11 protein-coding genes are annotated in these 15,575 nt (G+C 51.1%); 8 read left to right on the top strand and 3 right to left on the bottom strand.

Annotation, left to right across the window (positions count from 1 at the left end):
• The first annotated feature begins 1 nt into the window (after nt 1).
• From K8I84_RS09070 to K8I84_RS09045, 6 genes are all read left to right on the top strand, one after another.
• Nucleotides 2-1,225: a CpaE family protein gene (locus K8I84_RS09070; protein WP_223794423.1), complete on the top strand. Its 1,224-nt coding sequence runs from the start codon at nt 2-4 to the stop codon at nt 1,223-1,225.
• A 71-nt stretch (nt 1,226-1,296) separates the two neighbouring features.
• Entirely contained in the window at nt 1,297-2,622 is a 1,326-nt protein-coding gene (locus tag K8I84_RS09065) for a CpaF family protein (protein WP_411722667.1), read from the top strand.
• A gap of 80 nt (nt 2,623-2,702) precedes the next feature.
• Entirely contained in the window at nt 2,703-3,611 is a 909-nt protein-coding gene (locus tag K8I84_RS09060; RefSeq protein WP_223794422.1) for a type II secretion system F family protein, read from the top strand.
• Nucleotides 3,612-3,614: 3 nt separating this feature from the next.
• The gene (locus K8I84_RS09055) at nt 3,615-4,583 is read left to right on the top strand and encodes a type II secretion system F family protein (RefSeq protein WP_223794421.1); all 969 of its coding nucleotides are present in this window, start codon (nt 3,615-3,617) and stop codon (nt 4,581-4,583) included.
• Between the two features lie 42 nt (nt 4,584-4,625).
• On the top strand, nt 4,626-5,762 hold the full coding sequence (locus K8I84_RS09050; RefSeq protein WP_223794420.1) for a tetratricopeptide repeat protein: 1,137 nt from the start codon (nt 4,626-4,628) through the stop codon (nt 5,760-5,762).
• 79 nt (nt 5,763-5,841) lie between these two features.
• Nucleotides 5,842-7,323, top strand: a complete 1,482-nt coding sequence (locus K8I84_RS09045; protein WP_223794419.1) for an O-antigen ligase family protein — start codon at nt 5,842-5,844, stop codon at nt 7,321-7,323.
• Nucleotides 7,324-8,651: 1,328 nt separating this feature from the next.
• Here K8I84_RS09045 and K8I84_RS09040 read toward each other — a convergent pair.
• The 3 genes from K8I84_RS09040 to K8I84_RS17005 all read right to left on the bottom strand — a co-directional run bounded on the left by K8I84_RS09040 (nt 8,652) and on the right by K8I84_RS17005 (nt 10,801).
• Nucleotides 8,652-8,978: a hypothetical protein gene (locus K8I84_RS09040; RefSeq protein ID WP_223794418.1), complete on the bottom strand. Its 327-nt coding sequence runs from the start codon at nt 8,976-8,978 to the stop codon at nt 8,652-8,654.
• Nucleotides 8,979-9,067: 89 nt separating this feature from the next.
• On the bottom strand, nt 9,068-9,277 hold the full coding sequence (locus tag K8I84_RS09035) for a helix-turn-helix transcriptional regulator (RefSeq protein ID WP_223794417.1): 210 nt from the start codon (nt 9,275-9,277) through the stop codon (nt 9,068-9,070).
• A gap of 441 nt (nt 9,278-9,718) precedes the next feature.
• Complete coding sequence (locus K8I84_RS17005; RefSeq protein WP_223794416.1) at nt 9,719-10,801, bottom strand: tyrosine-type recombinase/integrase; 1,083 nt, start codon at nt 10,799-10,801, stop codon at nt 9,719-9,721.
• 1,336 nt (nt 10,802-12,137) lie between these two features.
• On the opposite strand from K8I84_RS17005, the gene K8I84_RS09025 reads away from it, so the two are divergent.
• Both K8I84_RS09025 and K8I84_RS09020 read left to right on the top strand, forming a co-directional pair.
• Nucleotides 12,138-13,136: a helix-turn-helix transcriptional regulator gene (locus tag K8I84_RS09025; RefSeq protein ID WP_223794415.1), complete on the top strand. Its 999-nt coding sequence runs from the start codon at nt 12,138-12,140 to the stop codon at nt 13,134-13,136.
• Nucleotides 13,137-13,353: 217 nt separating this feature from the next.
• Nucleotides 13,354-15,573, top strand: coding sequence for a CRISPR-associated endonuclease Cas3'' (locus tag K8I84_RS09020; RefSeq protein ID WP_223794414.1), 2,220 nt, complete (start codon nt 13,354-13,356; stop codon nt 15,571-15,573).
• Nucleotides 15,574-15,575 lie beyond the last annotated feature (2 nt).

The raw sequence follows: 15,575 nt of genomic DNA, 5'->3' as shown, positions 1-15,575 counted from the left end.
TGTGAACGACCTGATCGTACAGCCTTTGCAAAGCAAGGCCGAGAATCAAATCAAACCTCGGGTTCCTCTGGCCGTTCCTGTTTCTGTCCTTGTTATTGCGATACAGCCGGAAGCTGCGCGGGAGACGGCCAGAGAGCTTGAGTCGATTCCAAACCTCACCGTGACCCATGCTGGATTTAAACACCTGAATCCGTCACAGCTTCAAGATCATCAGACGGTTCTTCTGCATATGCCTGACGATTCGGCTCATGCCTTGCACCTTGTGCAAGAGCTGGCACCCCAGGTAAAGAACTGTATTGTGATCGGCAATAATGTCACACCGGAGCTCACCCGCAGCGCGTTGCGAGCGGGCGTAATCGATTTCGTATCAGGCAAGCCGGAAGATCTGGATGACCTGATTCAGGCCATTTACAGCATTGCTGACCATCTCGTGACGGAAGTGAAGCTGGCGCCACTGAATGTGGTCATTAATGCCAAGGGCGGCTCGGGGGCAAGCTTTTTAAGTATGTCGCTGGCAGACCAGTTATCCTTGATGACCGGCGGTAAGGCGGCGTTGGCAGACGGCGACCACCTTAATGCCAGTCAGTCAGCAATGCTTAAAGGAGCCCCCGAGTATCATTTTCAGGATGCCCTGCGCGAGGCCTCCTCACTGGATGATTCGGCAATCAAAGGGCTGATGAGCCAGTTTTCCGGTATTGCGCTCCTGCCAGCAGCGCCGTTTGGGATGCTGCGGCCGAATCATTTCGACTTCTCTCAGCTTCCAACCTTACTTTTCAAATTGCGTACTTCCTTTGAGTCCGTTGTCTTTGATCTCTCCCGCGGGGCAGAGCACTGGTCACTACCTGTCCTGAAGCAGGCGGATAATATTTTCATCGTCGTGCAGGACAACGTGGTTTGTCTGCGAGACGCTGCCAATCTGATTCGCTACGCAGTGCGTGAGCTGGACATTCCGAAAGAGCGAATGCAGGTCGTCGTGAACCGATACCTCAAGAATCCCAACAGTCTGAAGTTGGAAGAAATCGAAAAGGCGCTCGGAACGGATCAGATCGTGACGGTACGGAATGACTACAAACTGGCCAGTCTGGCTATGGAGCAAGGAAAACCCCTGTCTGTGATTGCCCCCAAAAAGGGGATAACCAAGCAAATTAAGGAAATCGCCCAGCAGGCACAGTTCGGGAAAGACCAGCAGCCCCAAAAATCTATTTGGCGGCGGTGGTTCGGTTGAGCCTGACCGTCACTTAACGCGCGATCCGAGCCGGAGAACGAGACATGGAAGTATTCGCAGGAGGGAGTCTGATGGGGACAATGGAAAATGTCGGTAGCGACTACGCAAGACACGTGCTTACCGATCAGGAGCAGGCGGTCAAGCTCGAATTATTCGAAAAACTCATGCCTTTGTTGGATGTTTCCCGATTATCCGATGTGGAAGAGTCCAGTGCCAGGGACCAGATCACCAAGACATGTCACCAGTTACTGGATGCCGATCCCCGTCCGGTTAATCGTGTTGCCCGTGAGAAAATAATCAATCAAATCAATGACGAGTTGCTTGGGCTTGGCCCTCTGGAGGCTTTGCTGGCGGACGATAGCATTTCAGATATTCTGGTCAACGGCTTCGACAATGTGTACGTCGAGCGATTTGGCCGACTTCAGCGGCTCCCGCTCCGGTTCAATGATAATCAGCATTTACTCGGCATTATCGACAAAATCGTGTCCAGCGTCGGGCGGCGTGTCGATGAATCCAGCCCCATGGTGGATGCCCGCTTGAAGGATGGGTCCCGGGTCAACGCAATCATTGGTCCTCTGGCCTTAGACGGGCCTGCGCTATCCATTCGCCGGTTTACCGTAGACAAACTGAGAGCGGAGCAATTGATTGAAAGAGGCTCCATGTCTGATGCGATGGGGCAGTTACTTCATGCGGCTGTGGTTGGGAAGTTGAATGTTCTGGTTTCCGGCGGCACAGGCAGCGGGAAGACCACGCTTCTTAATATCCTGTCTGGCTACATTCCCTCTGATGAGCGAATAATCACGGTAGAAGACTCTGCTGAATTACAGCTCCAGCAGCCACATGTGGTTCGCCTCGAAACCCGTCCACCCAATATTGAGGGCAGGGGGGAAATCAACGCCAGGGATCTGGTAAAGAACTGTTTGCGGATGCGCCCGAACCGGGTGGTTGTTGGGGAAGTTCGGGGTGGGGAGGCGCTCGATATGCTCACCGCCATGAATACGGGTCATGAAGGTTCCCTTACCACATTGCATGCCAACACCCCCCGCGATGCACTCAGCCGACTTGAGAATATGGTGTGTATGACGGGTATGGATATCCCGGTGAAAAATATTCGTACTCAAATTGCTTCGGCGATTGACCTGGTGGTCCAGCTGCAGCGGCACGAAGACGGTCGAAGGCGCGTTGTCAGCATTTCAGAAATATGTGGCATGGAGGGAGAGGTTATTACGCTTTCGGAAATCTTTGCTTTTAAGAGAAAGGGCAGGGATGAGCAGGGCAATGTGTTGGGGGAGTACGGCGCCACTGGTGTGATTCCGCATTTTCATGAAAAGCTTTCGAGCTGTGGTGTCGAAATCCCCATTGGTATGTTCGAGTCGAAAATGGACTTCGGCTTTTAAGGGAGGCCCACAAAATGTCTGTGGATTTGATGATTCTGCTCAGTGTGTTCGTGGCCGTCATTCTGCTGTCACAGGCACTGATGCTGCCGGTTTATCGTCCCCAGCGTGGTGACACTCGATACATCAAAGAGCGCCTTGAGGCCATTCGCGAGGAGCGTGGCGGAAAAGAGGCAGAAATATCGGTATTCCGAAAGAATAGGCTGGAAAAGGCCAGTGCCTGGGGACGTCAGCTGGAAGCACTCCCCTTTATCGCAAATATCACCCTGCGCCTGGAACAGTCCGGCTCGGACGATTTGGGCTATCGATACATTGCCAAGGCCCTACTGTTGGCAGCTTTCGCGGCTGTGGGTGTTTTTGTCTGGAAGAACTCGATTGGGCTTGCCGCGATTGCGTTCGTTGTAATTCCCGCTGCCTTTTACACCAGCCTTAACAAGCGCTTTGCCAAGCGCATAGACAAAATTGAAGAACAGTTTCCCGAGGCACTCGGAATTATCGGGCGAAGTCTGCAGGCAGGTCATGCCTTTCCAGATGCGATAAAAATGACGTATGAGGAACTTGAGGGGCCTATTGCTGAAGAGTTCTTTAAGATTTTCAATGACATAAATTACCGGAAAAGCGTCAAGGCCGCGTTGCTGTTCTTTGTTGAGCGGGTGCCGACAGTGTCCGCCATGGCCTTCAGCAGCGCGGTGATCGTTCAAAAGGAAACCGGTGGAAATCTGGCTGAAAATGTTAAAAACCTGTCTAAAATCATTCGCCAGCGGTTTGCCTTCAAGCGGAAAGTCAAAACCCTCTCAGCTGAGGGGCGGATGTCGGCTTGGGTTCTGGTTCTGATGCCCATCGCACTGTTTGCATTTCTTTACTTGACCAGCCCTGACTATGCGCAGGAACTCACCGGCACGGAGCAGGGAAGAGAGCTTTTGCTTTACGGGTTTCTGGGAATGGGGGCCGGTGTGTTCTGGTTGGGTAGATTGATTCGCTTGGATGTATGACCTATGGATTTTCTAGTTGGCTTAATCAATGACTTTACTCAGAACGAAACCTATTCTGCGTTCGGCATTTATGTGATCGCGGGTGTTGCTGGGCTCAGTCTTGCCATTGCGGTTCAATATTTTGTCTCGGGTGTTTATTCTCCGCGAAGTAAGCGGGTTGGCGCTCTGGTGAGTCAGGGTGAGTCATACCAGCAAGAGCTGAAGGGACGGCTTGAGGGCAGTCTCACGTTTAATCACAAGAAAACGTTTCTCGGGTCGTTTTCGATCGGTGGCGATGAGGTCAAGCGTACTCTGATCCAGGCTGGCTTCCATAATGATTCAGCGCTGGCCATCTACAACGGGGTTAGAATCGTTTTAGTGTTGTTCAGTCTGGTGGCGGTGTACGTCTTTTTGCGGGCGTTTCCTGACCTGTCAAAAGCCGTCACGATGTATGCTGTTGCTGGGTTCCTCGGTATTGCCTTTCTGCTTCCGAGTTTGGTCCTTGATCGAATTGCTTCGAATCGAAAGAGCCTGATGCGCAGGGGGTTTCCTGACGCGCTGGATCTCCTTGTGGTTTGCTGTGAGTCCGGATTGACGCTGATGGGAGCGTTGCAGCGGGTGGCCGGTGAAATAAAACTGAGTCATTTCGAACTTGCCCATGAGCTTGACCTGGTCTGCAAAAAGGTTCGTGGAGGTATTAGTCTTGAAAGGTCTCTGGCGGAGTTTTCCGAACGGACAGGGCTGGAGGACATCCGCGGCTTGAACGGAGCCATTACCCAGAGTATTCGTTTGGGTACGGGAATCGCGGAGACACTAAAAATCTACGCGGAAGAGCTCAGGGATAAGCGCCAGCAGGCGGCAGAGGAGAAGGCTGCAAAACTGGGCGTAAAAATGATTTTCCCCACCATTTTCTGTATCTGGCCATCATTTTTCATCGTTGCGGTCGGGCCCTCAATCCTGAAAGTCGCGCAAGTATGGGATAAGGCGTTCTAAGCTGCTCTTTATCAAACAAAAAAGTCGTAGGAGTTCAGGCCAATGAAGTTTAAGGCGCAAATTTTTCGGAGTGTTGCCGTCGCGGTGATGTCTGCTCAGCTTTTATTAGTGGGCTGCGCGAGCACAGGGAAAACAGTTGGCAATCTGAGTGAGCCGGAAGATTCCGAACAACTGCGCTTGCGGGCCGACACGGCTTATGAGGCAGGAAATTACAACCTGGCACTGAAACACTACATCAAGGTACTGGCCCAGGCGCCCGAAAGTGCGGAAGTGCTCTATCGGGTTGGCTTTATTCAGGAGCAAAAGGAGTCCTTCCGGGAGGCGGAGCAAGCCTACTCGGATGCTTTGGAGCTTCAGCCCGAATATACTCCTGCACGCCTGGGTCAAGCTCTGCTTCGGTTGCGAAAAGGTCAGGTCCACAGAGCATTTTCAGACCTCGAAGCGATTCGTGAACAGGATCAGGAACGGTTGGCTGCCAAGCTGTTTCCGGCAAACGAGAAAAACTCCCCTGAGAGGGGGGAGTCAAAAAAAACGCCTGCATATCGTTCCAGTTTAAATCGCCTTGAAAAAGGCGGTGCGGGGCTGAGACAGTACAGTGCGGCCGAGACCAGTGACGCAGATTTGGCTGAGCCGGCGGTGGTACCACATGCAGACAATCAAAAGGTTAAAATCAGGGGCGCAGAGCAGGATGGTCCGCTCTTAGCTCTGGATGAGCACTCACCGCTGGCATGCTACAGCGCACTGGGTATCATTTTTGACCTCTGGGAACGCTATGGCGAGGCGCGTGATCATTATAGTTTGGTCCTTGTTGTCAATCGTGATGATGCCAAAACACTAAACAATATGGGGTATTCGCATTATTTGGAGGGTGACCTGATATTGGCTGAGCATTACTTCCAGCGGTCTGTGCGTGCGAAGCCAGAGTTCAAGCGGGCATGGTCAAATCTGGCGTTACTTTATGCCCGCCTTGGTAAGCATCAGCAGGCCGAGCGGACATTGAGGAGGGTGGCCGACACCCCTGATGCGATGAACGATATAGGTTATTTCGCCTTGCTCCAGGGGCAGACTGATGTCGCAAAGCGGTACCTCCAGCGAGCGATAGATAGCTCTCCCACTTATTTTGGTCTCGCCCAGGACAATCTGCGTTATGCACAACAAGGTTGGGACGACGGCAACTAATCGGAAGTGCTCGCTTTGACTTTGGCAATTTGGTTGAGCGTAACGCAAACATTTTTTGTTTAGCTGTTGTGGTACTAGCGTGCAGATAAACTACCGGATATACCCCGCCTCATTCGGGATTTTGGCGACCAGCGTGGTGGTGGTCGTATTGTTTGGAGGCTTCTTTTCTTCGGACTTTGACTTATATGCCATTCAGCGCTTCCTCCTCGTGGGCATATTAGCCGGTCTCACTCTAGTTTTGCTTCCTCGTCTAATTTGTAATTTCCAGTCGTTAAATGGTTATAGAAATGCCCTGGGGTTTTGCTGCCTTTTGTTGGGTGCAATGAGCATTTCCGGGACGAGTGGCGGAGCGCTTTATGGCTGGGTTGAACCGGTTATGTTTGGCGGTTTTTTTATTCTTCCGATTCTCTTGGCGGCCTGGCTTGGACGTGCAGGGATGACGAATGTTCAGTCCCTGGCAGAGAGCTTCCTTTACCCTTTGGTTGTTGGGTGTCTGTTGTATGGTTATGTGGCTTTAATCATCTATGCGGGCAAAATGCAGGAAGGTGAATTCAGAGTAATCGATTACCTGCCTTGGGGCTTTAACAATATCCGTTACTGGAGTCATATCGCCTCCTGGGCGCTTCCTCTTCTACCCTTGGCTGTGTTTGTTGGTCCTTTGAAACGCTCGGGGCTATGGCGCCTCTGTGTGCTGATAGCGGGCGGTCTCTGGTGGTGGGTTCTTATATTATCTTCTGCGAGAGGTAGTATGGTAGGTCTTGTTGCCAGTGTGTTTTTTTCAGTGGTGTTAATGGGGCGCCAGGCTTTTCCATGGTTGAAAGAGTTGCTTCGTCACTTTTCACTCGGGATTTTGTTTTGGCTAACTCTCTCTCTCGGGCTTCCTGCGATTTTGGCTGGGGATGCTGGGACATTGAGCTTGGATATAGATACTGGTGATTCGGGTAGAATCCCGATGTTTGCAGAGGCCTTTGCCATGAGCATGGTCCATGCGCCCTTTGGAATGGGGGCACAATCATGGCTGACTCATGAGTTACTGACCGATAGTTATCAGAATGCGTCCAAGTTTTCGCACCCACATAATATGTATCTTTTCTGGGCAGCTGAATACGGTTGGATTTTTGTCTTTGGGGTCCTTGGATTGGTTGCCGTCGCGTTTGGGAAGTTGCTGCGAAAGAGAGCGATTGTCCAAAGCGGGAGCAACCAGGAGTACGCGCTTTGCTTAATCGCCTTTACGGCTTCCGTTGTTGCTGCTTTGGTTCATGCAAGTGTTTCTGCGGTGTTTCTTGCCCCTGCATCCATGCTGGTTGGCTTGTTTATAATCACAATCTTTTGGATGCTCCTCGGGGAGAATAAAGAGGCTGGAAATCGAACAGGGAAAGGAACGATCACCCGTGCTATCGCTGCCTTGGTCGTTTTTACAATAAGCCTTTCATCGTCGGGGATTTGGTCATATGAAGTCTGGCAGTACCACCAGGCGATGCTCGAAGATAAAGCATCTTTTGAAGATGATCGGTGGGCACCAAGATTCTGGCTGCATGGGAATTTCCCGCGAGCCCAGTGACTTAATTTACTGCCTTCTGATCTGGGTAAGTTGGGCTTTTATAGGCAGTAATAATTGCATCGATGAGAAATGACAAAGCCCGCTAAAAAGCGGGCTTTGTCATGGAATTCGGATGGTGCCCGGAGGCGGAATCGAACCACCGACACGGGGATTTTCAATCTGTCTAATGTCAAGCTGGGTAAAATGAAGCGACAAATAATAACACTAAAAACAAAGTGCTAATGTGCTTCCGTGTTGTCTTTGTTCGCCTTATGCTGCCATTTTTTCTGACTTGGCGTCCCATGAGTGCCCCATGGAGCAATGCCCATCTAATCAATCCGATTTGAGGTTGGCGACGATTGAAATGGGTGCAATAAGCCGGAATTTCGTAACAAGTACATAGAGGGGAATAAAGCGTTATAAAATCAGTTTTTAAAGCCCGTTCCCCAACGTGCATGAGCTTGATTGAAATGGGGTGGAACTCATCGATTATGGTGCAAACGGTGGCTGTAGTAGGAGTGGTGTAGATTATGCACCTGTAAGCTAGTGGAAAAGCATGCCTAGGTGGCAAATGCGATACCTGAAGAGTGAATTAGCGAATGCAATGGTGCATATATGATACCCCTAGGGTGGCTAGGAGTTACAAATATGCACCGGTTCGTTTATTAAGGCGGCTGTTCCTCCCATTCATTTGTCGGCTCTCTATGTCTCCAGCATGGCATCCAAGTAAGTCTCCATGTTCGGGTCCTTGACTGCTGTCGGGAGCAAAATAGACTTTCGTCCTGCATGACGATAAAACCAGCTTCCTGTAGCTCTCTAAAAGCCCTCATAGCTGTTCGTCTTGCACATGGAATCTCTTGCTCAGCTTGCCTAACCCCAAAGCCTACTGGGCCTTTGGGAGTCCAGTGTCGCTGCATTAGCGCTATCAGAGACTTCGCATACGGAGACAGACCGAGGTACGCAGGGGAGGCCAGTAGGCGGCGCTGGATGGCCACTACTCCCCCTTTCCTGTCGAATGGAAGTTTGGATTTTTTCTTAGCCATCTTTGAGCCCTTACGGGAGGGCCAAAATAGTTCTAGCTAGTTCTCTAGAATCCGGTTCTAAGTGATACACGCCTGGGTGGGTAATAAAGCCGTCTCTATCGGCGACCGTCAGCCGTCTTGTAGTTATATTGAGATGATATCTATTCCTTAGATCTTGAATGTGACGTGGGCTATTGCTCGATCCAGCAACACGATCAGCGTCCTCGCGTGGCAAAGGTCCATTAAGCAGCGCGGATATTAAGCGACGATTCCTCGGGCTAAGGCGGTGTTTCACGTTCATGATTGATTTGGCGGCCATTAATTGTTTCATGATGCGCTACCTCCACCAATTTTTGCTGTAGCTCCCTTTTTTATTCCTTGAACAAACTCTGCGCGGTCGAAAAGTAGCTTTCTACCGAAACGGTAAACGCCCGGTATGTTATGGCCTTTGGTGAATAACAGATGCCGAATACCACCGACAGTGAGCGCAGATTCAAGCTGACAAAGCTGATGAATAGTCAAAAGGAGTGGCTCGGTAGTTTTGGCGTCACTCAGGCCCGAATGGTCGGTGGAAGAAATGAATTCTGGAAACGGTAAAGGTGATTTGACTTCGTTGTTTAAAGCTTGCGGTTTTTTCTGATTCCTGGCTCTCATATGTTGATTCCACCCTTTTGAGATTGAGCGTGTCCCTGCCCAGTGAAGAGCATTCCAGTTTATTTGGGATTGGGAAATTTTTGAGAGGTTTAGAGCCGGCAATCTCGTTCTGAAATACGGCCCTGTACCCACCTAGTAACCTCTGACTCAATCCATCCAACACCATTGCCATGTTGGGAGAGCTTTACGGAGCCTGGGAATTCACCAGCAGCTTGAAGCTCGTATAGTTTGGTTCGGCTCAGTCCTGTGCGGCGAAGGGTTTCTGGAAGTCTAAGAATGGAAAAATGTTGGTCTGACATAACTTGTCTCTCTGTTTTGAGTTTTGGTTATGCCGAAATCAGGGTAGGGGCTAGCAACCGCCAGCTGAATTTGTCTGAAGGCACTCTGGCTGTTATCTTCAGGTTGCTATGTGGAGTGGATTCTCAATAGCACCCAACCTGAAACGGCTTTGGGTTCGGGCGGGTACGGTGGTGTTGGAGCACTTCCGTATCCCGCTTATTTAGTCCGAACATGTCCCTACCTTGCCGCTTTTCGGTGCTGCTGGCAAACCGTAATCTAGGTGGTGTTTTTTCTTTAGGTATTTGTTTTAATTTTGTTTTTTTTGCTGGCGTTAGGTTTTTGTGCAGCCATTATTGTTGCCACGAATTCTCATAATTCTGCCTTATAAATTTTCTTTTCTTCTATAAAAAATGATCATGAATTTTGGTTTCTGGAGTTAGTCCACGGGGCTCGAATCATGCCTAGTCATTGAATATTGCGTTGGCCATCCGTTCTACGATTGAGCTCTTATGGTCTTCGGTTAGGTGGCTGTACCTCTGGACCATGGCCATTGTTTTGTGGCCGAGAATGTCGGCGATCTCCCGAAGCCCCGCTCCGTTCATCGCGAGATAGCTTGCCGCAGTATGTCGAAGGTCGTGGAATTTAAAATCAGACAGTTCTGCTCGCTGTATTGCGGTTCTCCAGGGCCGCTCAAAATCCAATGGCTTGTTCTTCGTTTTCTCGGACCTACCGGGAAAAACGTAGGCGCTTTCATTTAATGGCCGTACTTTCGCCCAAGCTTGCATAGCATCAAGAGCAGGCCCTACGAGCGGTGCGGAGCGGGTTTCGCCATTCTTTGTGTCAGCGAAGGTTATTCTGTGGCGCTTGAGGTCAACATCACGCCAGCGAAGCCCGGCGATCTCTCCTCGTCTTCCTCCTGTTGTTATGGCTAAAAGGACAATGATTTTTAGCTCAGGAGTGTCTGTCGCTCTGTCGCAAGCCGCCAGCAAGGCTTTTCGCTCTTCATTTGATAGAAAGCGTGTGCGGCCGCGACTTTCACCGCCTCGCCGTACCTTCTGACAAGGGTTGTTCGATATCCAGCCCCATTCGTTTGCTGCAGCGGCCATTACTGGGCTGAGTGATGCCACGTAGCGATTGACGGTTGCATCAGATCGAGCCTTTAGAGTCTCACCAACTTTGTATGGTGTGGCTTTTAATTCGTCTTTGTATTCCATAATGAGAATGGAGGTAATGTCACCAATCTCTGTTTGGCCAAGCTTCTTGCGCCACCACTCTAAGTGGGCAAGACGATGCTTCTGATCCTTTAGGTTGGGCAAGATGTCTCGGGAGTAGCGGTCGATGGCGTCTGAGAGAGTTTTTCCTTTACCCGCTGCGGAATGAAAATACCTACCCTCTCGGATGGCAGCCTCAGTCTGTGTCGCCCAGCGTTTTGCATCGGTCAGACGTTTAAAGGTTGCTGTTTCAGGCTGCCTCCCTTTCAAGCGTATTTTTACACGGTAGCTGGTTTTGCCATCTTTACTGGTCCGTTTCTCGATATTCGCCACGGCGCACTTCTCCTTGTGATGCAAGTCCTTGTGAAATGGGGGGTAGAGGGGGCCTCACATACTTATTTTGCTGGCAGAACGTCGTCTGCGCATGGGCTGCTGGATACCGGGTGAGTAGCTGTCTAGTAACCCGCCTCTCTTTTTAACTGTATCCATAGCATCCATGTCATGGCAACCATGGGATACGTAATCCCCGTGAAATGTCTCAAAAACAGATAAAAAACAGTTGTTTATGTATTTGCTGAGTTAGGGTGGGGCACGTGAGGGGCGGAGGGATTGAGATTCGCTCGGTTTATCAGAATTTGGGAGGCTGGCTAGGAGGGGTGGAGAGAGCCCTTCCCAAGCCTAAAGGCATTACGATGAAACATCGCCGTCCTTGGCTGGTCATGCATTTGAATTACTGGCAAGCACTGCATTTTCTAGGCAGTCAGAATTATTCAGTTTCACACTTAAATAGTATGACCTGATTATGGTTTTTCATCGCGTTACCGGACCCATATGATGACGTTGTCGCTGTACCGTATATAGAACTGCCATATGAGTTTGCACTGAGATTCGTTGTGGATTGGCTAGAGCCTAGGACGATAAATCCAAGGTCCTTTTGCCTATGATCAACAATTACCGGATACCCACCATTTTCCTCTTTACAGGTCGACGCCATCATCTCATCAGCTTTCTTGAGTTGATGGGAAAAATTGGAGCGTCCCTCGTAACGAAAAACCTTTCCAATTCCCTCAATATGCATTGGCGTTGAAGAGACGTGGGCAAATGTACAGCCTGCTAATAGGGGCAGCATCCCTACTGAAAAGAGGACATTCTTCAAAATATTCAAATCCGTTGGTTGGTGAATCGGCCGATCGTCGCCTGCATTTTCAACTGGTTTGGCGCTCAGCGGAAAACCAGTCCGACATCTGGCGCTTGTTGTAGACCTCGGTGCGGACTTATTTTAACCATGGAGGTCCCCCACTTCCTTTTCAGGAGGCAATTCCATGTTTAGTTTTTGTATTGCTTGGAAACATTGCAGCGCGCCGTAACCCGATACCATCTCAGAGTCTGTCGTTCCTTTTGGGGTAGGCCTGGGTAGTGGCGCCGCTAATACTTCGATCTTAAGTCAGCGTTGCGTTAACCGAGAGCGACATCTCTCTTGGAGGTCAGACTAATGGCTACTGGGCAAGTCCACACTATTATGGAGAACTGCTTTTAAATTGCCTCGGGAGTGGGCGGCGGGACGTTACGAAAGCAGGGTTCGATTTATCAAGTGGCAATAGCTCTGCCCACATTGCCCCTTTGATTCTTCTATTGCTAAGGTGAAGGAGAAAAATAAAAAGGAAAAGGAATGTCCGACACGGCAGTCAGATACCTCGCTATGCTGAAGTTGGTGCCACGGTACCCGAACAGCATTACAACGACAGCTCTTGCTGGCCGCCTCAATGATAACGGTTTTGGAGTCAGCATTCGCTCGATTCAGCGAGACTTGGAAAAGCTTTCCACCTATTTCCCTTTGGTCGTAGATGAAGACGTGCGCCCCCACCAATGGTCGTTCGAACGAGACGCGACTGTTGAGATTATTCCCGCGCTTGACTTGCCTGCTGCACTTACGTTTGAGCTCGCTAGGGCTTATTTAACGCCAGTGCTTCCTCAACGTGCGCTGTCACACATGGAGGCCCATTTCAAAGGCTCAAGAAAAGCACTTGCGCATGACGAGGAGCTTTTTGGTAAATGGCCTGAGCGGGTGAGAGTCATCAACCGGGGACTTAGCGGTCGGCGTCCTGATATAGACCCGGACGTCCTGGAAGCCGTCACCGAAGCTTTGCTGACAGAACGGTGTTGCGAGTTGAACTACCAGGCCCGCAACTGGCCGGCACCTGAGATAGTCACCGTTCATCCTTATGGACTGGTCTTTCGGGATCCCAATGTCTATCTGATCGGTCGCATCGACGGGCGCGATGGCATCCGGCAGTTGGTTCTGCACAGGGCGCGCTCGGGGATTCGGTTGGACGAGCCGGCTGAGCTTCCTGAGAACTTCAACTTGGATTTGTTCATCCGCTCGGGCGCTATGGGCATCCTCAAATCCACCGACCCTATATTGCTAAGAATTCGGTGCGACAAACCTGCGATGAATCATGTGCTTGAGGCCCCGCTGGGCCTGGATCAGTGTGAGCTCCGAAACACCGATACCGATTTTGAAATTTCTGTCACTGTGCGGGATACCCAGGACTTGCGGTGGTGGCTCATTGCTCAGTCCACGAACATCGACATCCTTGAGCCCGACTGGCTTCGTGATCAAATTCGACAAGAGTTGCAGGCTGGCTTGGATCGCTTGAGCAAAAATTGAGCAAAAGTTGTTTTAAAGCGACACTATTTGTCGTCAACGGCGGGTAAGGTTTGTGCAGGTCTTTGGGAGAACTCAGCTGAACGCAGCAGAATACTCAACGCATTAAGGAAAGCCGTGCCCAAGCGATCGTTGTCTTAGTTTGTGCTTGTACAGAACTGGATGAAATAAAGGGGCATTCTGCGGTTTATTGGGCTGATGAACTCACGGAGGGGGACTCGTGCCTGAAGAATCTTTTTACGCACACTCGACATCAAACCCTGATAAGCAGGACTGGCAGCGTCTGGCGGACCACTTGATCTCTGTCGGTGAGCTTGCCTACAGGAAGGCACAGTACTTCGGTGGTGGAGAGTGTGCAGAACTCGCCGGATTGCTCCACGATCTTGGAAAGTATACCGATGAATTCCAGGGCCGCCTCAGTGGCGATCTGACGCGCGTGGATCATGCGACCCATGGGGCGATTGTTGTCCGTGAGCGATACGGTATGCTGGGGGCACTGATCGCTTATGGGATTGCTGGTCATCACGCGGGGCTCCCAAATGGTCTCGATGGGAAGCGACGCAGTAGTTTGAAGGATCGGCTGCGTAAAGAACTTCCAGTTCTGCTGTCCGTTTGGGAACAGGAGTTGAGCTTGCGCTCCGCTCCGAAACCGCCCGATTTGAAGGCAGTAGCGGAACGGCGCTTCTTTCAGTATGCCTTCTTTGGCCGAATGCTTTTCTCCACTCTCGTCGATGCGGACTACCTGGACACGGAAGCTTTCTACGCACGCACGGAAGGAAAGATCTTGCTCCGCGATCAGGAACCCCCTTCGCTCTATGCTCTGAAGGAACAACTTGATCATCACCTGAATCAATTTGATACAGAGACGCTCGTTAACAAGGAGAGGGCACGCATCCTCCAGCACGTGCGCAAACAGGCCCCCAAAGAGGCGGGTTTGTTCTCGCTGAATGTGCCGACGGGCGGTGGTAAGACACTCAGTTCATTGGCCTTCGCTCTAGATCATGCCATTCACCATGGGTTGCGGCGGGTCATTTACGTGATCCCCTTCACTAGCATTGTTGAGCAAAACGCCGCTGTGTTCCGAGACGCTTTGGGGAAACTTGGTGAGGATACCGTGCTTGAGCATCACAGCGCGTTTAGGGATGACACCAATAAAGACCCTCAAGCACGCGAAAAACTGAAACTGGCGATGGAAAATTGGGATGCCCCGATCGTCGTAACAACCGCAGTCCAGTTCTTCGAAAGCTTGTTCGCTGATCGGCCCTCCAAGTGTCGAAAACTCCACAACATTACTGGCAGTGTGGTGATACTGGACGAGGCCCAAACCTTACCACTTAAGTTGCTCCGCCCCTGTGTCGCAGCAATGAACGAACTGGCGTTGAATTACCAAACCAGTCTTGTGCTTTGCACTGCCACTCAGCCGGCTCTGCAGCGGGTGGAGGGGTTTGAGGGGGGGCTTGAGGATGTCCGCGAGCTCGCCCCAGAACCGCAAGCGCTTCACGCGCGATTGAATAGGGTCTCCTTGCATCACCGCGGGACACTGACTGACGAAGCGCTTGTGGCTGAGCTGAAAGTCCACCCCCAAGTGTTATGCATCGTCAACAACCGCCGGCATGCGCGCTTCTTGTATGAAGCCATCAGCCAGGAACCCGGTGCTCGACATCTCACCACACTGATGTGCGCAAAACACAGGAGTGATGCCCTGGCGGAGATACGGCAGCGTCTTCATGAGGGTAAACCCTGTCGTTTGATATCGACTTCCTTGATCGAAGCGGGTGTGGACGTGGATTTTCCGGCCGTCTATCGGGCAGAAGCCGGATTGGATTCGATCGCTCAAGCTGCGGGTCGATGCAATCGCGAAGGCCGCTGGCCTCCTGAAGAAAGTAATGTGAGTGTCTTTGGTGTGGGTAGCGATTGGTCGACGCCTCCGGAACTGAAGCAGTTCGCCCAAGCCGCCCGCGCAATCTTCCGTCGTTACGGCGACGACGTTTTTTGTCTCGAAGCGATTAATGATTATTTCGCTGAACTGTACTGGCAAAAAGGCGCTAAACACCTTGATGCGCACGATCTTCTCGGCTTGTCGGAGGAGGGGCAAATTGAGGGCATCCCCTATGAAACTATCGCGTCAAAATTCCGGATGATCGAGAGTGTAATGCTGCCCGTGATCGTGCCGTACGATGCCGCGGCTAAAGAAGCACTGCGTGGGCTCAAGTACGCAGAACACTGCGGTTCATTGGCCAGAGCGCTTCAACCTTACCTCGTCCAGGTGCCGGAACAGGGCTTTAGAGAGCTGCAACAAGCGAGAGCGATCGAGGCCGTTCAGCCGGACCGATTCGGTACGCAGTTTATGGAGTTAGTGAATCAGGATCTGTACCACCCAAGGTACGGCCTGAATTGGGACAACAATGTGTTTATCAATGCAGAGCGTTCAGTGATATGAGT

It is taken from the genome of Marinobacter sp. F4216, from assembly GCF_019931195.1.
Classification (GTDB): domain Bacteria; phylum Pseudomonadota; class Gammaproteobacteria; order Pseudomonadales; family Oleiphilaceae; genus Marinobacter; species Marinobacter suaedae.
The sequence above is the reverse complement of the archived record's forward strand: the minus strand, read 5'-3'. Positions and strand labels throughout refer to the sequence as shown.